The organism is Porphyrobacter sp. YT40 (genome assembly GCF_006542605.1).
Lineage (GTDB): Bacteria > Pseudomonadota > Alphaproteobacteria > Sphingomonadales > Sphingomonadaceae > Erythrobacter.
Map to the genome: position 1 here is coordinate 515,570 of NZ_CP041222.1, position 19,507 is coordinate 535,076.

At 66.2% G+C, this 19,507-nt stretch carries 21 protein-coding genes; 7 read left to right on the top strand and 14 right to left on the bottom strand.

Annotated features, from left to right (window positions below):
* Positions 1-80: 80 nt before the first annotated feature.
* The 8 genes from E2E27_RS02395 to E2E27_RS02430 all read right to left on the bottom strand — a co-directional run bounded on the left by E2E27_RS02395 (position 81) and on the right by E2E27_RS02430 (position 5,800).
* Complete coding sequence (locus E2E27_RS02395) at positions 81-938, bottom strand: helix-turn-helix domain-containing protein (RefSeq protein WP_234036153.1); 858 nt, start codon at positions 936-938, stop codon at positions 81-83.
* A gap of 142 nt (positions 939-1,080) precedes the next feature.
* A complete protein-coding gene (locus E2E27_RS02400; protein WP_181443528.1) occupies positions 1,081-1,995 on the bottom strand; it encodes a helix-turn-helix domain-containing protein in 915 nt (304 codons plus the stop codon).
* A 132-nt stretch (positions 1,996-2,127) separates the two neighbouring features.
* Positions 2,128-2,487, bottom strand: a complete 360-nt coding sequence (gene rplT / locus E2E27_RS02405; protein ID WP_066531814.1) for a 50S ribosomal protein L20 — start codon at positions 2,485-2,487, stop codon at positions 2,128-2,130.
* A gap of 50 nt (positions 2,488-2,537) precedes the next feature.
* A complete protein-coding gene (rpmI, locus tag E2E27_RS02410; RefSeq protein WP_086606759.1) occupies positions 2,538-2,741 on the bottom strand; it encodes a 50S ribosomal protein L35 in 204 nt (67 codons plus the stop codon).
* Positions 2,742-2,967: 226 nt separating this feature from the next.
* Positions 2,968-3,930 (bottom strand): alpha/beta hydrolase, encoded by a 963-nt coding sequence (locus E2E27_RS02415; RefSeq protein WP_234036154.1) that lies wholly within the window; start codon positions 3,928-3,930, stop codon positions 2,968-2,970.
* Positions 3,927-4,568, bottom strand: a complete 642-nt coding sequence (locus tag E2E27_RS02420) for an SdpI family protein (protein WP_234036155.1) — start codon at positions 4,566-4,568, stop codon at positions 3,927-3,929. The genes E2E27_RS02415 and E2E27_RS02420 overlap by 4 nt, the downstream gene beginning before the upstream one ends.
* 11 nt (positions 4,569-4,579) lie before the next feature.
* Positions 4,580-4,882, bottom strand: a complete 303-nt coding sequence (locus E2E27_RS02425; RefSeq protein WP_141457517.1) for a metalloregulator ArsR/SmtB family transcription factor — start codon at positions 4,880-4,882, stop codon at positions 4,580-4,582.
* Between the two features lie 309 nt (positions 4,883-5,191).
* Positions 5,192-5,800, bottom strand: coding sequence for an HNH endonuclease (locus tag E2E27_RS02430; protein WP_141457518.1), 609 nt, complete (start codon positions 5,798-5,800; stop codon positions 5,192-5,194).
* 129 nt (positions 5,801-5,929) lie between these two features.
* Here E2E27_RS02430 and gluQRS point away from each other — a divergent pair, with 129 nt between their 5' ends.
* From gluQRS to E2E27_RS02455, 5 genes are all read left to right on the top strand, one after another.
* Positions 5,930-6,790, top strand: coding sequence for a tRNA glutamyl-Q(34) synthetase GluQRS (gene gluQRS, locus E2E27_RS02435; protein ID WP_234036156.1), 861 nt, complete (start codon positions 5,930-5,932; stop codon positions 6,788-6,790).
* A 5-nt stretch (positions 6,791-6,795) separates the two neighbouring features.
* Positions 6,796-7,026 carry a hypothetical protein gene (locus E2E27_RS02440; RefSeq protein ID WP_141457519.1) on the top strand — a complete coding sequence of 77 codons (231 nt, stop codon included), beginning with the start codon at positions 6,796-6,798 and terminating at the stop codon, positions 7,024-7,026.
* Between the two features lie 5 nt (positions 7,027-7,031).
* Positions 7,032-7,607 (top strand): cob(I)yrinic acid a,c-diamide adenosyltransferase, encoded by a 576-nt coding sequence (locus tag E2E27_RS02445; protein WP_141457520.1) that lies wholly within the window; start codon positions 7,032-7,034, stop codon positions 7,605-7,607.
* 78 nt (positions 7,608-7,685) lie between these two features.
* On the top strand, positions 7,686-8,555 hold the full coding sequence (locus E2E27_RS02450; protein WP_141457521.1) for a 3-hydroxyacyl-CoA dehydrogenase NAD-binding domain-containing protein: 870 nt from the start codon (positions 7,686-7,688) through the stop codon (positions 8,553-8,555).
* A gap of 82 nt (positions 8,556-8,637) precedes the next feature.
* Positions 8,638-9,021: a hypothetical protein gene (locus E2E27_RS02455; protein WP_141457522.1), complete on the top strand. Its 384-nt coding sequence runs from the start codon at positions 8,638-8,640 to the stop codon at positions 9,019-9,021.
* A gap of 3 nt (positions 9,022-9,024) precedes the next feature.
* On the opposite strand, the gene E2E27_RS02460 is transcribed toward E2E27_RS02455, so the two are convergent.
* Together E2E27_RS02460 and mutS are read right to left on the bottom strand one after the other, a co-directional pair.
* Positions 9,025-9,438: a hypothetical protein gene (locus E2E27_RS02460; RefSeq protein WP_141457523.1), complete on the bottom strand. Its 414-nt coding sequence runs from the start codon at positions 9,436-9,438 to the stop codon at positions 9,025-9,027.
* A gap of 68 nt (positions 9,439-9,506) precedes the next feature.
* Entirely contained in the window at positions 9,507-12,137 is a 2,631-nt protein-coding gene (gene mutS, locus E2E27_RS02465) for a DNA mismatch repair protein MutS (RefSeq protein WP_234036157.1), read from the bottom strand.
* 148 nt (positions 12,138-12,285) lie between these two features.
* Between mutS and E2E27_RS02470 the strand changes: the two genes are divergently transcribed.
* Positions 12,286-14,559, top strand: a complete 2,274-nt coding sequence (locus E2E27_RS02470) for an NADP-dependent malic enzyme (RefSeq protein ID WP_141457524.1) — start codon at positions 12,286-12,288, stop codon at positions 14,557-14,559.
* A 6-nt stretch (positions 14,560-14,565) separates the two neighbouring features.
* Here the strand turns inward: E2E27_RS02470 and E2E27_RS18595 are convergent, their stop codons facing one another.
* Positions 14,566-15,042: an Lrp/AsnC family transcriptional regulator gene (locus E2E27_RS18595; RefSeq protein ID WP_181443529.1), complete on the bottom strand. Its 477-nt coding sequence runs from the start codon at positions 15,040-15,042 to the stop codon at positions 14,566-14,568.
* 84 nt (positions 15,043-15,126) lie between these two features.
* On the opposite strand from E2E27_RS18595, the gene E2E27_RS02480 reads away from it, so the two are divergent.
* A complete protein-coding gene (locus E2E27_RS02480; protein WP_141457525.1) occupies positions 15,127-16,413 on the top strand; it encodes a toxin-antitoxin system YwqK family antitoxin in 1,287 nt (428 codons plus the stop codon).
* A 291-nt stretch (positions 16,414-16,704) separates the two neighbouring features.
* Here the strand turns inward: E2E27_RS02480 and E2E27_RS18600 are convergent, their stop codons facing one another.
* Genes E2E27_RS18600 through E2E27_RS02490 form a run of 3 tightly spaced genes read right to left on the bottom strand, consistent with a single transcriptional unit; the run spans position 16,705 to position 19,446 of the window.
* Positions 16,705-16,872 carry a hypothetical protein gene (locus E2E27_RS18600; RefSeq protein ID WP_181443530.1) on the bottom strand — a complete coding sequence of 56 codons (168 nt, stop codon included), beginning with the start codon at positions 16,870-16,872 and terminating at the stop codon, positions 16,705-16,707.
* A gap of 34 nt (positions 16,873-16,906) precedes the next feature.
* Complete coding sequence (locus tag E2E27_RS02485) at positions 16,907-18,247, bottom strand: amidohydrolase family protein (RefSeq protein WP_141457526.1); 1,341 nt, start codon at positions 18,245-18,247, stop codon at positions 16,907-16,909.
* Positions 18,244-19,446: an amidohydrolase family protein gene (locus E2E27_RS02490; protein WP_234036158.1), complete on the bottom strand. Its 1,203-nt coding sequence runs from the start codon at positions 19,444-19,446 to the stop codon at positions 18,244-18,246. Before E2E27_RS02490 ends, E2E27_RS02485 begins: the two co-directional genes overlap by 4 nt.
* Positions 19,447-19,507: the final 61 nt, after the last annotated feature.

The window sequence follows — 19,507 nt, forward strand, 5'->3', positions numbered from 1 at the left end:
CTGTCGCAAAGGGAAAGGTGCCGCCGCCCGCTAGCGGCAAATCGCGCGATTTGCAAAGCGGCAGTCGGCGCGCGGACCGTTCAGGATGCGCGGGCCGGAACCGGCGCGTGGAGCCCCTGCACCGCCTCGCCCGCCACCGCCTTGCGCGCCTGTGCCGCCGCCGCCAGCAGCGGCTTGTCCGCGCGCGCATAGGCCGAGGGGCTCATCCCCATGAAGCGCTTGAAATCGCGCACGAAGTGCGGCTGGTCGTGATAGTGGCTGTCGAGCGCGCCGAGCCAGGTCAGCGAGGGATCGAGCATGAACCTGGCCAGGCTGCGCAGAAACCGCTGGCGGCGCAGCAGCAACTTGGGCGGAAAGCCGAAGACGCGGGCCGACAGCCGCTCGACCGAGCGCGTCGTCACGCCCATCCGCGCCGCGATATCGGCCACGGTGATCGTCGCCGGATCGAGCAGTGCGGCGTTGAAGGTGGCAATCGCCTCTTCCTGCGCGGCGCAGGCTGGCGGCGCGGCGGCGAAGATCCGCTTGAGGTGCGCCTCGATCAGGGCCAGTTCCTCGGCGAAATCGCCGCTCCCTGCTGCCAGCGCGCGCGCCAGCGGGACGAAGGCGGCGAACTGCGGATCGGCCGCGCCATCGACGAAGCGGTCGGCATAGTCGCACGCCGGGGCGGCAAACAGCCGCGCCCAGCCCATCGGCAGCAGCCCGATCCCCCAGCTGTGCCCCGACCCCATCCGGAACCGCATCGCCCGGCTGGTGGGGCCCGTGACGATGAAATCCGGGCACGCGCGCGGCTCTCCCGGCGCGATCGCCGATAGCGCGCGCCCGGCGCTCAGGAACCGCAGATTGGCCCATTCGGGGTGCAGCGCGTCTTCCAGCCACGGCTTACGCGGCGAACAGACCACGTCGGTGCGGTAAAGGGTGGTGACGTAGGGGCGGAGCATCGGCCTGGGCAAGGCAAACCGCAGCTGCACCGCATGGCCCGACATTGCATGCATCATGATACCCCCCGCGCCGCTCTTACACCGTGGACGGGCCGGGGCAATGGGGAAGCGCCCGCTTAGGGGATGATGCGCGGTGCTGCGTTTACCGTAGGGGCGCAGGCGGATCGAGGGTCTGTGCCGCGCTGCCCCAGACCCGCGCGCGGGCCTCCATGAAGGAGGTCAGGATCGGGTGATCGAGCGCGGCATACTCGCTGGGGTTCATGGTCATGAACTCGCGGAACTCGCGGGTGAACTGCGCCTGATCGTGGTAGAGGGCATCCATCGCCTCGGTCCAGCGGCTGCCGCGCTGGAGCATATAGGTGCTGAGCGAGCGCATGAAGCGCTGGCGGCGCATCAGGAGCTTGGGCGAAAAGCCGAAATAGCGCATGCACAGCCGCTCCAGCGTGCGGATGCTCATCGCGCAGGCATCGGCGAGATCATGGACGGCGGCGTGCTCGCCCTCGACCAGTTCGGCATGGACGCGGCGGATGCGGGCATCGTCGCGCGTCGGGCGCATCCGCTGGCGCATCGCGGCGACGATCGCGGCGAACTGCTCCTCGCGGTCGATCGCGGGGTTGCACAGGGTCTCGCTCAAGCCGGCGAAGTGGCGGAAGACCGGATGGGCCGCGCCATCGGCGATCGTGTTGGTGCAGGCGCTCGCGTCGGCACCGAAGAACCGTGCCCAGCCCAGTGGCAGGAACCCCACGCCCCACATCTGCACCGAAGGCATCGTAAAGCGGCAGGGCAGCGCGCTCGGCCCGGTGGCGACGAAAGGCGCATCGGCGACCCGCGATCCCCCGATCTCGGCCGCAGGCGCGCCGCCGCAGAAGAAGCGGATATTGGCCCACTCGGGCTGGAGATAATCGACCAGCGGCCCCGCACCCGGATCGATCGTCAGCGTCATGTGATAGAAGGTGGTGAAGCAGCCTTCGAATTCCGCGGGCGGTTCGCGGAATTCGGCGGTCAGCCGGTAGGCCGATGGCGGCACCTGGCCGCTGGTGTGCGCGCATTCCCCCATGGCTTCCAATAGCCGCAGATGACGCGGTTTTACAAGGACGGTGACGGTTTCATACAAGCCGCACAGCAAAAGGGCGGGTGCCCGAAGACACCCGCCCCTTGCATATCAGTGGCTTGTAAGGCCGTAGCCGCTTTACGCGGGCAGAGCAGCCTTCGCCTGAGCGATCACGGCCTTGAAGGCGCCGCCTTCGTTCATCGCGAGATCGGCCATCGCCTTGCGGTCGAGCTCGATGCCGGCCAGCTTGATGCCGTGCATGAACTGCGAATAGGTCAGGCCTTCCATGCGGACGGCAGCGTTGATGCGCTGGATCCAGAGAGCACGGAAGGTCCGCTTCTTCACCTTGCGGTCGCGGTAGGCGTACTGCCCGGCCTTTTCGACCGCCTGACGGGCGATGCGGATGGTGTTCTTGCGGCGACCACGATAGCCCTTGGCCTGGTCCAGAATCCGCTTGTGCTTGGCGCGGGTGGTAACACCCCGTTTGACGCGTGCCATATCAGTATATCCTTATCTTGAGGATGCGCAGGGCCGAAGCCCGGCTCGCATCAATCGAGCCCGTAGGGCGCCCACTTCTTGATCGTCGGCGTATCATGCGCCGACAGGACGGAAGTGCCGCGGTTCTGGCGGATATACTTCGCATTGTGGCTGATCAGACGGTGACGCTTGCCAGCGACGCCGTGCTTGACCTTGCCGGTGGCGGTGAGCTTGAAGCGCTTCTTCACGCCGCTCTTGGTCTTCAGCTTGGGCATTTTCATCTCCTGCTAGAGACACGTCGGAACCGGCCATGGCAGCCCTTGTCGCCAGGCTGGCTGATTGATTCGTGTCAGTGAAGTGCGCGCGCTTAGGCGGGAAGGCTACGAAAGGCAAGGGGGATGAGGGGGTGGCAACGGGTCGACGGGGCGCGGTGGCAGCTATCGGGCAGCGCGGGTTGGAGCGCGAATGGATGGTAATGGGTGGAAAGGCGAAGGGCGGCTTCTAGTCCCGGACGAAGGCTGCGATACCCGAAACCAGCCCCTCGGATAGTGGCAAGTCAGGGGCTTGATAGGTGGCCATGTTGTCAGAAGGACTGTCCCCCGCAACATCCTTCAGCACGTGATTGGCATTAGGTAGGATGATAAGCGTCGCCGCCGGATTGGCCCCCTTCAGACGCTCCGCATCTGCAACCGAGACCTGAATGTCCTTGCCACCTTGCACGATCAGGATGGGCAATCGTGCCTTGGCCGCCAGTTCTGCCGGATCAAGCGCAAAGGTGCTGATGAGGAAACCCTGCACTGCAGGATTGAACAGCGGTGCAAGCGGCTGCGGCAGGGCGGTCACGTCGACACGTCGGCCCGCCGCAAGTTCGTCGATCGCGGCATCGGCTGCCTCCAGCAACGTCGCATTGGCTGGATTGGCGCGAAGCTGTGACTTGATCACTTCACCAAGGGGCCTGCCTGCTGCTGCAATCAGAATTACCCCGCAGAGGTTCTCAACCTCCCGTGCAGCGGCAAGCGCGACCAGTCCTCCCTCGCTGTGGCCAATCAGCCAGACACAGGGCGCTCCCGTCTGCGCTCGGGCGGCTGTCACCCAAGCAGCCGTATCGGCAACGTAGTCAGCCATTGTCACGGCGTTGGCATCGGGGACAGCGCCGGCGCTGCCGAACATGCCGCGCTTGTCGATGCGCACGGTGGTGATGCCCTCAGCAGCCAGCCCTTGAGCAAGCAGGCGATAGCTCCCTGCCCGAATGCCCAGCGGACTGTTGCCATCCCTGTCGGTCGGTCCAGATCCGGGAATAATCAAAGCGACCGGTCCTTGGGCGCTCGAACCGCGCAGCATCGTGCCTGCCAGCGGGCCTTGCGGTCCTGCTGCCTCGATGGACACCTCTACCGGGCCGGTTTGGGCCTGGAGGGGAGCGCCCAGTAACGCAGCGCAGGCCAAAGTTACGGCACGTTTGATCATGTCTTGCTCCTTCGCTGCCATAACCACCAACTGTAGAACACGGGAACCACCACCGCGACGCCGAGCAGTGCCATAAAGGCGGAGGCGCGCCAGTTGGCTGGCACTGGCAACAGGCCTGCCGCGATAATGAGACCTCCAGCTCCCATCATCACTTTGCCCCCAAGGCGGTGCGTGGCGATCCAGTTGTCGGTATCGGCAAGAGTCCACGGCGTCCGGATGCCGACGAAGAAGCTTGGCCTCGATTTTGGCAGGCTGTTGCCGATCAATACCAGCAGCGCGCCCAGCCCGACCTGAAGCAGATTGGGACCAAGCGGCCAGCCCAAAGCGGGTGCGGCAATCATGATCTGAAGAAAGATCATCAGCAGCATGGTCCCGATCCAAACCGATCGCAGCAGCGGCGCGGAAGCTTCGAGCCGCTCCTGCAAAGGCTCCATCCGGGGGATCGCTGCAAAAAGTGCGCCTATGAGGGCGGACAAACCTGCTGGCCACAACAGGGCCGTGACTGCCGGCGCATAGCCATCCGCTTCACCGGCCAAGTTCCAGTGAATCGGGAGCTCGGCCCCCTGATCGAGGCCATCCGCCACCCATAAGCCAAACCCGGCCATTGTCGCTGCGATCACCAGGTTGGCGAAGAGCAAACCCCGCCCCTTCATGCCGTGTCTCCCGCCTTGTTGTGGAGGTCAGCCTCGCTGCTGCCAATCCCGACGCGCCCCATGAAACCGAGCAGCGCCTCCTCGAGCGTGGAGAGGTTGAGCGTGTAGGTAATGGAACCGCCTCGGTTTTCACCCCGGATCAGACCAGCGGCCTTGAGCTTGGCGAAGTGGCCGGACATTGTAGGCTTCGAGACCGGGAAACAGTCCGCGATCTCGCCCGCCGTCATGCCTCCGCGCTTGAGCATCTCAAGCACCTCACGGCGGATTGGATGGGCCAGAGCGTCGAATATCTCATTCATCGCTATTTAGCTAAATGGCGAAATGGATCACGTCAATGGCCGATATGGGGTCGCTTCCCGAATCTCGGCTTTCGGCATCCAGCCGCGCCGAACCTGACATTTCCTACAGCGCCAAACCACATTACGCTGCCGACCGCTCTTTACCATTGTCGTCAGGGTGGTCGCACGATCGCCACGCGCGTTTTTTCTCGCGAATTCTCGTGTCTGTCCGCGCACCGGAGCGGGCATCAAAGAACTGTTATAAAGTGAAAAAATGCCCTGTTGGCAAAGTGACACGCTGTCACTTTCGTCACCTTCCCAACACGCGCCTTACGCCTCCAGTTCGACGTCCCAATAGAGCCAGTCGCGCCAGGTTTCGTGGAGGTAGCCGGGCGGGAACTGCTTGCCGGCCTGCTGCAATTGCCACGAGGTCGGACGGATCGGGGCCTGGTGGAGGCCCATGCCGGCCTGCTTGGGGGTGCGCCCGCCCTTCTTCATGTTGCACGGCGCGCAGGCGGTGATGATGTTCTCCCACGTCGTCCGCCCCCCAAGGCGGCGCGGGGTGACGTGGTCAAAGGTCAGGTGATCGTGGCTGCCGCAATACTGGCACTGGAAGCGGTCGCGCAGGAACACGTTGAAGCGGGTGAAAGCGGGAAATTCGCTCTGCTTCACATATTGCCGCAGCGCGATCACGCTCGGGATCTTCATGTCGAGGCTGGGCGAGTGCACCTCGCGATCATAGCTCGCGACGATGTCGACCCGGTCGAGGAACACCGCCTTGATCGCGGTCTGCCACGGCCACAGGCTCAGCGGGTAGTAGGACAGCGGGGTGTAATCGGCGTTAAGCACCAGCGCCGGGCAGGCCGAAAGATTGCGGGTCGGATCTTCCTCGATCCCGCGAAACTTGGCCACTTTCTCGATCAGTTCGGCATTGAACACGACTGCGTTCCTCCCTGATTGGCTGCATCCTGACGTGGCAAATCAAAGAGTCAAACCCGTGACAGGGTGGCTATCCACAGGGACAGGCTGTGGAGAGCCTGTGGATAGCGCAAGGATATGTCCTGTGGCATGGGCGAGACGATGCCGCCCGCTGCCTCTCTGATCACGCGTTTTGCACCCAGCCCCAACGGGCGGCTGCATCTGGGCCACGCGCTCTCGGCGATCGTGGCGCATGATCTGGCAAGGGCCAGCGGGGGGCGGTTCCTGCTCAGGATCGAGGATATCGACGGGCCGCGCTCGCGCCCCGAGCTGGCCGAGGAATTCCGCCGCGATCTCGCCTGGCTGGGGCTGACATGGGACGAGGTTCCTGCGCAATCCACCCGCCTCGCCAGCTATGCGGCAGCGGCAGAGACGCTGCGGGCACGCGGGCTGATCTACCCCTGCACCTGCACCCGCTCCGAGATCGAGGCGGCGGGGGCGCGGCCGGGGCTGGAGGGTCTGATCTACCCCGGCACCTGCAAGCACGGCGCGCCCGACCCCGCGCGGCCCGTAGCATGGCGGCTGAATGCGGAAAGGGCGCTGGCGGAGACCGGCCCGCTCATCTGGGAGGATGCGCTGGCAGGGCCGCAAGCGGTCGACCTCTCGGGCCTCGGCGATGTGGTGCTGGTGCGGAAGGACATGCCCGCCTCCTACCACCTCGCCGTCACGCTCGACGATGCGGCGGACGGCGTGACGCTGGTGACGCGCGGGGCCGATCTGTTTGCCGCCACCCATGTCCATCGCACCTTGCAAGCGCTGCTCGGCCTGCCGGTGCCGCGCTGGCACCACCATCCGCTGCTGCTGGACGCGCGCGGCGAAAAGCTCGCCAAGCGCCGCGGCTCTCCCGCGCTGGCCGAACGGCGCGAAGCGGGCGAGGACGGGCTCATGCTCGCCGAACAACTCCGCTTGCAGATTTGCGGCTTGGAACCTGACGCACAAGCGTCCATTTAGATGCCATGACCTATTTCCTCGTCGCCGTGCTCGTGGTCCTGATGGGCCTCACCGCCTTTTCGCTGATCAAGGGCGTGGTTGCCTTTCTGCAGACCACCAAGATCGACCTCGAGACCGGCGAAGGCGAAACCGCGACCGACATGCAGCTCGCCCAGAACAAGGCGATGTTCGCGCGCATCAAGTATCAGGCGCTGGCGATCGTCGTGGTCGCGATCATTCTGGCGGTGTCGCGCTAGGCTTCATGGTCAAGCTCAACCGGATCTACACCCGCACTGGGGATGACGGGACGACGGGGCTTGTCGATGGCTCGCGCTGCCCGAAGCACTCGGCGAGGATCGCCGCGATGGGGCTGGTGGACGAGGCGAACTCCGCCATCGGCCTCGCCATCTGCGCGCTGCCGGGGGAGGCCGAGCGGTCGCTGCTCACCCGCGTCCAGAACGACCTGTTCGATCTCGGCGCTGACCTGGCGACCCCGGCGGCGGATGGCGACTTTGCCCCGTCGGAAATGGTGCTGCGGATCGTGCCCTCGCAGCCCGAATGGATCGAACAGCAGATCGACGCGCTCAACGAGCGGCTCGAACCGCTTACCAGCTTCGTCCTGCCCGGCGGGAGCGAGGCCGCCGCGCGCGTCCACGTCGCCCGCGCAACCACCCGTGCGGCCGAACGCGCGATGGTCGCGCTGGCGGTGCAGGACGCGGTGAATCCTGCGGCGCTGGCCTATATCAACCGCCTCTCCGACCTGCTCTTCGTTCTCGCCCGCGTGGCGAACGATGATGGCCGCGCGGATGTGACCTGGGTTCCGGGCAAGAACAGATAGCGCGCTAATCGCTGGTCAGGCGCGCGCTTCCCCGCTAGGGCGGCGTCAATTGCTGCACTTGCGAAGGAAGCACACGTCATGCGCAACATCGCCGTTATCGGCGCCGGTCAGATGGGCACCGGCATCGCCCAGACCGTCGCCGCCCATGGCATGAATGTCATGCTCGCCGATATCGACCTCGCCCGCGCCGAAGCCGGCAAAACCAATGTCGAGAAGGCGCTCGCCAAGCTGATGGGCCGCGGCAAGATCGAAGCGGACGAGGCGGAAACGCTGCTCGCCCGCATCACCCCTGTCGCCGATTACGCGCCCTTCGCCGAGGCCGATCTCATAATCGAAGCCGCCACCGAGCGCGAGGAGATCAAGAACGCGATCTTCGAGAACGCGGGCAAGGTGCTGGGCGCGGATGCGATCATGGCGTCGAACACCTCGTCGATCCCGATCACGCGGATGGCGAACCACTCGCCCGATCCGGCGCGGTTCATCGGGCTGCACTTCTTCAACCCGGTGCCGGTCATGGGCCTGATCGAGGTCATCCCCGGCCTCGCCACCGCGCAGGCGACCACCGATGCCGTCACCGCCTTCGCGCGTGGCCTCGGCAAGGAAGTGGTGCTGAGCCAGGACGAGCCGGGCTTCGTCGTCAACCGCATCCTGCTGCCCATGATCAACGAGGCGGTCTTCGTGCTCGGCCAGTCGACCGCGGGGATCGAGGATATCGACAAGGGCTGCCGCCTCGGCCTCAACCATCCGATGGGGCCGCTGCAACTCGCCGATTTCGTCGGGCTCGACACCTGTCTCGACATCATCAAGGTGCTCTACAAGACCACCCGCGACAGCAAGTATCGCCCCGCGCCGCTGCTGGTGAAATATGTCGAGGCCGGGTGGCTGGGCCGCAAGACCGGCCGCGGCTTCTACGACTACACGGGCGAGGCGCCGGTTCCGACCCGCTGACGGTCGCGCGCGGCGGCCATTCCGGCGCGCTCAGGCAACTTTTCCTTCTGCGGGCGCTTAGGCTTGCAGAAGGAGAATTCGCATGAGCCATTCCGACACCACCGTCTCCGGTCACCCCGAAGGCCTCCCGCCCGAAGCGCGCAATGCCGAGCAGGAGATGCGCGGCAAGCAGGCGCAGGATGTCGCCGCCGATGCGCAGCGCGAGGAAAGCCACACCTCCGGCCCTACCGAGAGCACCAAGCCCGAAAGCAGCGGCATGGAAGTCGCCCCGGCGAGCAAGGGCGACCTGATCGACGAGATGCGCCGCATGGAAAACAGCGGGCAGATCGACATGTCCGCCTACGCGGGTGAGCCCAATCACGACGATGAAGCCAACGCCTATGGTGCCGACACCACCGACAATGACGATGACGAAGACATGGTCGCTGATGGCGAGGAGCTGCACGGGCTGAGGCCCGACAGCTGATGTCTAGTTCGGCTCGATCGTCATCTGGCGATCGGTGATCACCGGCTCGGCGGGTTGATCGTCGCCAATCTGTGCGCCCGGTGCCAGCGGCGCGGTCATGAGATCATATCCCGGCGGCGGGGGGCCCTTGGGTGCCACGGTCTTGGCCTGGCGCGCAGCGGCCTCGTCCGCCGGGGTGAATTCGCCGAACACTTTCGGTTCCGGCGCTTCGACCTTCGGCACGTCGCCGTCGCTGTTTCGCTCGGCAAATTCCGCCGCATCGCTGGCGATGCTGGCCCGCTGCGCCTCGAGATTGTCGACCGCGCGGATCAAGACGCCGTTGTCCTCCGAGGTGCCGACCATCGAGACGGCACTGAACAGGATCATCGCGGCAAAGGCGAGCGCGGCCTTGCTGTTCTGGAAAACGGCCTTGTACATGGGCGTGAGAATAGCCGCAGCACGGTTAACCCTTGGTTGAAGCCGCGCGCGATTCCGGTGCTCGAATGTCAGGGCAGCGCGCGTTTCCAGTCGTAGAGCAGATCGAGCGCCTCGCGCGGGGTCAGCGCGTCGAGATCGGCGTTGCGCAGCGCCTCGGCGAGCTTTTGCTCGGGCGAGGCGGACGCGGGCTCTGCGGCCAGCGCGGCGAAGAGCGGCAGATCGCCGAGGCCCGCCGCAATCCCCCCGGTCGCCTCGCGCTGCGCTTCCAGCTTGGCCAGCACCGTCCTGGCACGCGCCACCACCGGCGCGGGCACCCCCGCAAGCCGCGCCACGGCGAGGCCATAGGAGCGATCCGCCGGGCCATCGGCGAGCTCGTGCAGCAGCACCAGATCGCCCTGCCACTCGCGCGCGCGGACATGGTGGAGGCTCAGCGCCTCGCAGGTTTCCGCCAGGCGGGCAAGCTCATGATAATGCGTGGCAAACAGGCAGCGGCAGGCGATCTGTGAATGCACCGCCTCGGCCACCGCCCAGGCCAGCGCGAGACCATCATAGGTCGATGTCCCGCGCCCGACTTCATCAAGGATCACGAAACTGCGGCCCGTTGCCTGCGCGAGAATTGCGGCGGTTTCGACCATCTCGACCATGAAGGTCGAGCGGCCCCGCGCGAGATTGTCCGCCGCGCCGACCCGGCTGAACAACCGGTCGACCAGCCCGATGCGCGCGGCGCTGGCAGGCACGAAGCACCCGGCTTGCGCCAGCAGCACGATCAGCGCATTCTGCCTGAGGAAGGTCGATTTGCCCCCCATGTTCGGCCCGCCGATCAGCCACAGGCGGTTGTCGGCAGCGAGAGTGCAATCGTTGGCGACGAAGCGCTCGCCGCTCTTCGCCAGCGCGGCTTCGACCACCGGGTGGCGGCCCGCGCTGATGGCGAGGCAGGGCTCGTCGAGCACCTCGGGCCGGCACCAGTCACCCTCCGCCGCGCGCTCGGCATTGCCCGCGCCGACATCCAGCCTCGCTAACGCGGCGGCGGTCGCAGCGATGGCTTCGCGCGCTTCGACTACGGCGGCGACCAGTTCTTCGAAATGTGCCTCTTCCGCCGCAAGGGCGTGACCACCCGCCTCGGCGATACGCGCGGCTTCCTCGTGCAGTTTCAGCGAGTTGAACCGCACCGCCCCGGCCATGGTCTGACGGTGCGTGAAGCCGCTGTCCGGTGCCATCAACGCATCGGCATGGCGCGCGGGCACTTCGATGAAATAGCCCAGCACCCCGTTGTGGCGGATCTTAAGCGAGGCGACTCCGGTCTCCTCGCGGTAGCGCGCCTCCATCGCCGCAATCGCCCGGCGCGCATCGCCCGAGGTGGCGCGCAGTTCGTCGAGCGCCGCGTCATAACCATCGGCGATATAGCCGCCGCCGCTGCGTTCAGTGGGGGGCGAGGGCACCAGCGCACGCGCCAGCCAGTCGGTCAGCGCACCGTGGCCGGTGAGGCGGGCGACCACCTGGTCGAGCAGCGCGGGCCTGTCGGGCGCGGCGGAGAGCCAGTGATGCAGCCGCGTCGCTTCGGAAAGCCCGTCGCGCAGCTGACCGAGATCGCGCGGGCTTCCGCGCCCCGCCACCACCCGGCCCAGCGCACGCCCGAGATCGGGGATCGCGCGCAGAATGTCGCGCAGTTGCGCCCGCTCGATCGGGCGGTCGCGCCAGAACTGCACCAGCGCGAGCCGTGCCTCGATGGCGGCGGCGTCGAGCAGCGGCGCGGACAAGTCCTCCGCCAGCAGTCGCGATCCCGCGCCCGTGACACAGCGATCCACCGCCCCGATCAGGCTCCCCGCACGGCCCCCTTGTGCCGATTCGAGAATTTCGAGGCTGCCACGCGTCGCCGCGTCCATCGCCATCGTCCCGCCGCTCTCGCGCAGCACCGGCGGCAGCAACAGCGGCAAGGTGCCGCGTCCGACATGGTCGAGATAGCTCACCAACCCGCCCGCCGCCGCCAGCATCGCGCGGGTGAACGCGCCGAAGGCATCGAGCGTCGCCACCCCGTGCAGCGCCTTCAGCCGATCGGCCCCCGCATCGCTGGCGAAGGTCGAACGCGGGCGGTGGATCGCCTCGTCAAGGCCATGCTCCCAGTCCTCGGGTACGACCACCTCGCTCGGTGAGATCCGCGCCAGTGCCGCGCCCAGCGCTTCGGCGGCGCATTCTTCCAGCACCATCGCGCCGGTCGAGACATCGACCGCGGCGATCCCCACCGTGCCGCGCAGCTCCGCCAAAGCGACCAGCACGTTCGCGCGGCGCGGTTCGAGCAGGGCTTCCTCGGTCAGCGTGCCCGCCGTCACCAGCCGCACGATCGCACGGCCCACCAGCGCCTTGGACGAAGGCGTGCCCTCGCGCTTGGCGCGGGCCTTGGCCTCGTCCGGCGTTTCGACCTGTTCGGCAATCGCCACCCGGCAGCCCGCCTTGATCAGGCGCGCAAGGTAGCTCTCGGCCGAATGCACCGGCACCCCGCACATCGGGATCGCCTGCCCGCCATGCTCGCCCCGCGTGGTCAGCGCGATGTCAAGGATCGCGGCGGCGCGCCTGGCATCCTCGAAGAACAGCTCGAAGAAATCGCCCATCCGGTAGAACAGCAACGCATCGCCCGCCTCTTCGCGCAGCGCGAGATATTGCGCCATCATCGGGGTGGGTTTGGGATCGTCGCGCGCGGCCATGCGCATCGCCTAGCGCCTCGCGGGGCGATTCGGAAATCGCGACTGTTGCAGCTTTCCCCCGACCCCTTGCGATTTCCGCCCTATCGCATCGCGTCACGCGACGCTAAGCGCCAAGCGACGTTACGGATTGCAAGAGGGATCAGGCACCATGGCCGACGAAAACGGCACCCAGAATAAGGGCGGCTTCACCGCGCGCGAGGCGCTGTTCTACCACGAAACGATCCGCCCCGGTAAGCTCGAGATCGTCGCCACCAAGCCGATGACCTCGCAGCGCGACCTGTCGCTGGCCTACTCCCCCGGCGTGGCCGTGCCGGTCGAAGCGATCGCCGCCGATCCCTCGCTCGCCGCACGCTACACCGCCAAGGCGAACCTCGTGGCGGTGATCTCCAACGGCACCGCGATCCTCGGCCTCGGCAATCTCGGCGCGCTTGCCTCCAAGCCGGTGATGGAGGGCAAGGCGGTGCTGTTCAAGCGCTTCGCCGACGTCGATTCGATCGACATCGAACTCGCCACCGAAGATCCCGAAGCCTTCATCAACGCCGTCGCGCTGATGGAGCCGACCTTCGGCGGCATCAACCTTGAAGACATCAAGGCCCCCGAATGCTTCATCATCGAAGCCGCGCTGCGCGAGCGGATGAAGATCCCGGTGATGCACGACGACCAGCACGGCACCGCGATCATCACCGCAGCGGGCCTGCTCAACGCCTGCCACCTGACCGGGCGCGACATCCGCGACGTCAAAGTGGTGGTCAACGGCGCAGGCGCGGCGGCGATCGCCTGCACCGCGCTGATCAAGGCGATGGGCGTGCGTCACGACAACGTCATCCTGTGCGACCGCTCCGGCCCGATCACTCCGGGCCGCGAGGGCATGGACCAATGGAAGAGCGCGCACGCGGTCGAAACCACGGCCACCAGCCTCGAAGAGGCGCTTGTGGGCGCGGACATCTTCCTTGGCCTGTCCGCGGCGGGTGCGCTCAGGCCCGACTGGGTGAAGAAGATGGCCGACCGGCCGATCATCTTCGCGATGGCCAACCCCGTGCCCGAAATCATGCCCGACGAGGCCAAGTCCGTGCGCCCCGATGCGATCATCGCCACGGGCCGTTCGGACTTCCCCAATCAGGTCAACAATGTCCTCGGCTTCCCCTTCATCTTCCGCGGCGCGCTCGACGTGCAGGCGACCACCATCAACGAGGAAATGAAGGTCGCCGCCGCGAAGGCCATCGCCGAGCTTGCGCGCCAGCAGGTGCCCGAGGAAGTCGCGAGCGCCTATGGCAAGAACCACAAGTTCGGCACCGACTACATCATCCCCGCCCCCTTCGACCCGCGCCTGATCGAGGTCGTCTCCTCGGCGGTGGCCAAGGCGGCGATGGACTCCGGCGTCGCGCGGACAAAAATCGAGGATTTCGAGGCCTACCGGATGCAGCTGCGCAGCCGCCTCAACCCGACGACCTCGGTGCTTTCGGGCGTCTACGAGGTCGCACGCAGCAATCCGAAGCGCATGGTCTTTGCCGAGGCCGAGGAAGAAGTGGTGCTGCGCGCCGCGATCCAGTTCCGCGATTTCGGCTACGGCACCCCGATCCTCGTGGGGCGCACCAAGGCGGTGCTCGACAAGCTGCACCAGCTTTCGGTGAGCGATCCCGGCAGCTTCGAAATCCAGAACTCGGCCGATAGCGAACACGTGCCGGCGATGGTGGCCTATCTCTACAAGCGGCTCCAGCGGCGCGGCTTTACCGAGCGTGACGTGCGCCGCATGGTCAATCAGGAACGCAACGTCTTTGCCGCGCTGCTGGTGGCGCTCGGCCATGGCGACGGGATGATCACCGGGATGACCCGCACCTTCGCGCAGACCGTGCGCGAGGTGAATCTGGTGCTGGATCACAAGGAAGGCGCGCTGCCTTTCGGGATCCACATGATGGTCGGCAAGAACCACACCACCTTCCTCGCCGACACCACGATCAACGAGCGTCCCAACGCCGAGGAACTGGCCCATATCGCCAAGGAAACCGCCGCGGTCGCTCGGCGCATGGGACACGAGCCGCGCGTGGCATTCCTCAGCTATTCGACCTTCGGCAACCCGTCGGGCCAATGGCTCAACAATATCCGCGAGGCGGTGGCGATCCTCGACCGCGAGGATCCAGGCTTCGAATACGAGGGCGAAATGGCGCCCGATGCCGCGCTTAACCCCAAGGTCATGGCGCTCTACCCCTTCAGCCGCCTGTCGGGCCCGGCCAATGTGCTGATCATGCCGGGCCTGCAATCGGCCAACCTCTCGGCCAAGCTGCTGCGCGAGCTGGGCAGCAACGCCACCATCGGCCCGATGCTGCTGGGCGTGGAAAAGCCGGTGCAGATCGTGCCGATGACCGCAGCGGTGCCGGACGTGCTGACGCTGGCGGTGCTGGCGAGCGCGGGCGTGGTGGGGTGATGCTGCTCAATCGGCGAACGGGATCGCGGTCGAGAACTTGATCCGCGAATAGACCACGTGCGAGGTGCAGCGGCGAATGGCCGGATCGGACAGGATATTGTCCTCCAGCCACGTCTCGTATTGCCGCATGTCCATCACGCGCACGTGCAGGATCATGTCCGCCTCGCCCGTGACGCGGTAGCATTGCGCAACCGCGTCGTCCTGCTGGAACCTGCGTTTGAGCGCGTCGTAGCGGCTCGAATGCTCCTCGTTCATCGTTACCGTGACGATGATCTCGATCCCGCCGTGGTGGTGGCTCAGCAGCGCGACCTCACGCTCGATCACGCCATCCGCGCGCAGCCGCCTGATGCGCCGGCGCACGCTCGATTCCGAACTGCCGACCTGCTGGGCAAGCTGTGCGACAGGCTGGGCGGCATCCTGCTGCATTGCGGTCAAAATCGCGCGATCGAGCCTGTCGAGATGGGTTTGGCGTTTATTGGTCATGTAGCGCAAGCATATGGTCATTTGCGGTCGTGAACAGAACATTTTTGCGCACTTCGATGGAGCGCGCTCTGCTATTTCAAAGGCATGAAGCAAAGATACAGAAGCGCCGCCCTCGCCGTCACCGCGCTCCTCATCGCCGCACCCGCGGGAGCCGGGGGTTATGACCCGGCGCTGACCCCCGTTCCGGGCGACCCGGCGGTCACAACCGAGATCACGCAGCACGAAAATGGCCGCCTCGCCAAACGCGCCTTCCGGAAAAACGGCAAGCTCGACGGGCTGTTTCAGGAGTGGGATGCGGACGGCAATCTGACCCTCGTGGCCGAATGGCGCGAGGACAAGGGCGAAGGGGTGTGGATGTACTTTCACCCCAACGGCATCGTGCGCGAGCGCTCCTACGTCACGCGCGACCTGTGGCACGGCCCGAGCGAGGGCTGGCACGCCAATGGTCAGAAGGCCTTTCACGGCGAATTCGATCTCGGCATGAAGCGCGGGCCGTTCCGCTACTGGAGCGAACAGGGGCAGGCCTTCGGACCCGCGGTCGAATTGGCCGCGCAAGGTCCGGAGCCGCGCATCATCCTCGCCGGTTTCTTTCCGCAGGGCTTCAATGCCTGGGACGTGACCTTCAGCATCGATCTGGAAACGATGTTCGTCGGCACGGGCGATGACGATGGCGAGAACCGCCGGATCATGATGCGGCAGTGGCGTGGCAATGCGTGGTCCGCGCTGGAGCCCGCGCCCTTCGCAGACCTTGCTGCGGCCGAAGGCAACCCGATCTCCAGCCATGACGGCGAATACGTCTATTTCAGCAGCGACCGCCACAAGGCCGAAGAGCCGGAGAACCCCAACCGCGATCTCTACCGCGTGTCGCGCCGCTCGGGCTGGAAGCAGGTGGAGCGAATGACGGCCACACCGGCTTACGGCGAGGTTTCGCTGAGCACCGCGGCGGGCGGGCTCGGCGTGATGTGGACCGATCGCAGACTGGACGGCGAGGCGCGCATCGGGCTCTACGAAGTCGCCGTCGGCACCGATCCGCTGGACTTCCGGGTTCTGCGCAATCTCAACGAGCTGCAAACCGGCGACAGCTCAGGCGAGGCCTATCCGGTTCTCGCGCCGGATGGGTCCTTCCTGCTGTTTTCGAACTATGATCTGGCAGGCGCCGGCACGCAGGAGGACATGTACATGACCCTGCGCGAAGGCGATGGCTGGAGCGCGCCCCGCGCGCTCGGTGCGCCGCTTTCGAGCCCGGGCAATGACACCGCCGTGCAGGTAATCGGCGGACATACGGTGATTTTCGGCCAGTCCGACGAGCAGGGGACCCGCTTCTACGCGATCCCGATGCCATCGGTGCTGAAACCGCGGAAGCAGCCCTGACGATCGCGGGGATCGGTCGATGCGCGGATGGTCTTGTGCCTCCGGGTGTCGCGATCGTGGCAAGCGAGAGCCGTGCAATCCGGCTGACGGTTTGGCCGGTGGGGCGGCCATCTGGGTCCGCTTTCAGCGCTTCGCGCATAACAACAGACTGGCGGTATGGGGCCCGATTGCCGACGGACTGCGACCCGCCACGATTCCGGGCTGTCAGGACACGGCCAGTCTGGCTCCAAAGCCGAAGCCTTGCCGGGTGCCCGTCATTACGGGGCGGACTTCAGGGGGGGCGCACGTGGTTCATCCGAACACCCTTTGCAACAGCAGCAACGTGGTTGTCAGCATCATCAAGGCTGCAGCAAGCAGCAAGAACTGACCCTGCTTCTCCTTGGGCGATCGGACAGCCATGATCGCGGCGGCAATCGCTGCCATGCCGAAAATGATGACAATGAAAGGCCAGAAATTCACGTGCATGCTCCTCTGTTCTGGGTGATGTGGGTGATCATTGGGGTTGGGGCGGGCGCGAAGGCGACGACCGCAATCGCTTGGGTTGCGAGGCATAATTGAGTGCGTCCCCGCCAGCTCCAGCTTGCAACCTTGCGGAATTCAGCGCGAGGCCTGCGCTGTATGCGCCGCTCCATGCCCGGAAAGCGGCGATATCCTCGGCGGGATTGTTGTTCATGATGACGAAGGTGGCGGAGCAGCCGACAGACAGCCCGCAGCGTTCTGCCAGCCCGGCCCATTGGTCAAGCGTGCCCGCGGTCGCGATTGCGAGCAGGGTCGATCCGTCGAACGCGCCGATGTCCTGCCAATAGACCAGCTCGTCGAGCGCAGTGAGACCATTGAGGTCGGCACCGGCGACAAGGGCGATGCCGGCGGCGTGCATGGCGCGGAGCCTCGCGCGATGCGAGGCCCGCAATGCCATGGCCTGCGCTTCGTCGCGGCGTGCCGCCGGGGGCGCCCAGCGCTCCATCGCCAGCTCGCGGGCGAAGGTCGGCACCACAGGTATCCCCCGCGCGGCGATGTCGGCCACTATTTCCGGCGGAAGCGGATCGGCGAGGCGATCGTAGTCGGGAGCATGGGCCAGCAGATCGGCCTCGGCCAGCAAGGCCGTTTCGACGTCCGCGGCGGTCTGGACGTGCGCGACGACTTTCAGGCCCTCGGCATGCGCAAGGCGCGCCGCTTCGATCGCGACGGGCCTGGCAAGCCCATTGCCGCCATCGAGCACGATCTTGATGAAATCGGGGCGGGTCGCGCGAATTTCGGGCCATCGGCCCCGGACGTCGGCGGGCGATCCGAGTGCAAAGTAGACGTTCCCCTCCAGCAGGCGGCTGGCCCGGATACGCTCCCGCTCCTCCGGCGACGCGCGCCACCAGTTCAGCCCTATCGCCGGCGCTTCGTAGTAGGGGATCGGATGCCCGCCGGGCGAGGTGAGCATGGCTCCGGCGAACAGAACGCTCGGCGGTCTGCCGTTCAGCGCCTGATGCGCCGCCGGCAATTCGGCCACCGGTCCGCCCAGCGACAGCACCGTGAAAATCCCGTCGCGCAGCCAGTCGGCCGACTGCGAGCGCGCCAGTTCGGGTGTATCGAAGCCGTGGGCGTGGCCATCGGCGAGCGGGGGAACGACAAATGCTCCTCCGAGATCGATCATGGTGGTGGCGCGATCTTCCGCCACGAACCGGCCATCGCGAACGAACCTGTCGTCGGCGACAAAGCGCGTACCGTCCCACCACTGGCCGTCCCGGAAGTGCGTGACCGCACCACCCGTCCCGCCCGGCGTGACGCAGGCGCACAACAGCACGAAGCACGCAAAGGCCAAGGCGTCCCGAAACAGCCGCATCATGACGCTGCCGCGACGACCAGTTCCTGGCCTTGCTTCTCGCGATGACCGATTTGCGCGATGCAGTCGAAATCCGTGAGCGGATCGCAGGCGAGCGCGAGAAAACTCGCCTCGTAGCCGGGCAGCAGCCGACCGATCGCGCGCTGCGGAAAGACGGTGTCGGGGCCCGTCCGGATCCACGCCGCAAGCCATGCGGCATCGCTCTGCACCCCGAGCAGGCGAAGATAATCGACCTCGTCACGGATCGGGCGCAGCTGGTCGGATCCGATGGCGATGCGCACCCCGGCCGCGCGCAAGGTCTGCAGATTGTGGGCCTGCAATGCCTGAAGCGCGGTCGGCGTCCATCCAGCCTGCCGCCAGCGACCGTCAGTCTCCGCGGCGATGCTGGCGGTGGCAACGACAGCGACGTTCCGAAGTGCAAGATCTGCTGCCAGTTCGGGATCGATGGTGAAATATTCCTCGCCGTAGTTCTCCCAGCTCCAGCCGGGCAGATGCGTGATCTCGTCGACCCCGGCGTCGAGCGCCACCCGCATGTCCGCCGCGGTGACGACATGGGCCGTGACAGACAGTCCGGCAGCGTGGGCGAGAGCGACCGTGCGCGCAGCGACATCGGGCGGTGTGCCGTGCGGCCTGTCGCCAAGTTCGCCCTTTGCATCATCGAAGATCAGCTTGATGAAATCGGGCGCCCCATCCAGGATTTCGGGCCATCGGCGCTCAAGCGCGGCGATATCGGGGACGAGGAAATAGGCCTTCCCGTCCAGATCATCGGGCGCGATGCCGTAGATTCCGCTCAGCCGCGCATAGAGTTGCGTGGGATGGCTCCCGGCGCTGGTGAGCGATCCATGCGACCAGACCGCGTCGATCGCGCCGGGCCGGTTGAACAAGGCGGCATGGGCGCGCACCACCGGGCCGACGGACGATGGGTTCTTGTAATAGAACACCCCTTGCGAAAGGAGTTCGTTCATGTGGCCGAGCGCCCACGGGCCCTCCAGAAAGTGGTTGTGACCTTCCGCGAGCGGCGGGATGATCCAGCGGCCCTCAAGGTCGACCATCCGCACATCTCCATCGGGCCGCGCGGAGGTGAACACGCCGTCTTTCGCATAGCGTGTTCCGCGGACGAAACGCGGGCCCCCGGGTTGCTCTTCCCACCACCAGCCGTTGGTATAGGCGCTCGCCCCGGCCTCCGGATTGCGTCGCGGCACGCGCGGAGGCCGCGACATATCCGCGCGAACCGGGGCCAGATTCCCCCATGGCTCGACAGCG

Bases quoted from the DNA above. Each gene is read 5' to 3' on its own strand.
- E2E27_RS02460 (WP_141457523.1), bottom strand. From the start codon at position 9,438: ATGTACAAGGCCGTTTTCCAGAACAGCAAGGCCGCGCTCGCCTTTGCC.
- E2E27_RS02415 (WP_234036154.1), bottom strand. From the start codon at position 3,930: ATGATCAAACGTGCCGTAACTTTGGCCTGCGCTGCGTTACTGGGCGCT.
- E2E27_RS02445 (WP_141457520.1), top strand. From the start codon at position 7,032: ATGGTCAAGCTCAACCGGATCTACACCCGCACTGGGGATGACGGGACG.
- E2E27_RS02425 (WP_141457517.1), bottom strand. From the start codon at position 4,882: ATGAATGAGATATTCGACGCTCTGGCCCATCCAATCCGCCGTGAGGTG.
- E2E27_RS18595 (WP_181443529.1), bottom strand. From the start codon at position 15,042: ATGACCAATAAACGCCAAACCCATCTCGACAGGCTCGATCGCGCGATT.
- E2E27_RS02455 (WP_141457522.1), top strand. From the start codon at position 8,638: ATGAGCCATTCCGACACCACCGTCTCCGGTCACCCCGAAGGCCTCCCG.
- E2E27_RS02395 (WP_234036153.1), bottom strand. From the start codon at position 938: ATGCTCCGCCCCTACGTCACCACCCTTTACCGCACCGACGTGGTCTGT.
- E2E27_RS02480 (WP_141457525.1), top strand. From the start codon at position 15,127: ATGAAGCAAAGATACAGAAGCGCCGCCCTCGCCGTCACCGCGCTCCTC.
- rpmI (WP_086606759.1), bottom strand. From the start codon at position 2,741: ATGCCCAAGCTGAAGACCAAGAGCGGCGTGAAGAAGCGCTTCAAGCTC.
- rplT (WP_066531814.1), bottom strand. From the start codon at position 2,487: ATGGCACGCGTCAAACGGGGTGTTACCACCCGCGCCAAGCACAAGCGG.
- E2E27_RS02450 (WP_141457521.1), top strand. From the start codon at position 7,686: ATGCGCAACATCGCCGTTATCGGCGCCGGTCAGATGGGCACCGGCATC.
- mutS (WP_234036157.1), bottom strand. From the start codon at position 12,137: ATGGCCGCGCGCGACGATCCCAAACCCACCCCGATGATGGCGCAATAT.
- E2E27_RS02400 (WP_181443528.1), bottom strand. From the start codon at position 1,995: ATGGGGGAATGCGCGCACACCAGCGGCCAGGTGCCGCCATCGGCCTAC.
- E2E27_RS02485 (WP_141457526.1), bottom strand. From the start codon at position 18,247: ATGATGCGGCTGTTTCGGGACGCCTTGGCCTTTGCGTGCTTCGTGCTG.
- gluQRS (WP_234036156.1), top strand. From the start codon at position 5,930: ATGGGCGAGACGATGCCGCCCGCTGCCTCTCTGATCACGCGTTTTGCA.
- E2E27_RS02440 (WP_141457519.1), top strand. From the start codon at position 6,796: ATGACCTATTTCCTCGTCGCCGTGCTCGTGGTCCTGATGGGCCTCACC.
- E2E27_RS02470 (WP_141457524.1), top strand. From the start codon at position 12,286: ATGGCCGACGAAAACGGCACCCAGAATAAGGGCGGCTTCACCGCGCGC.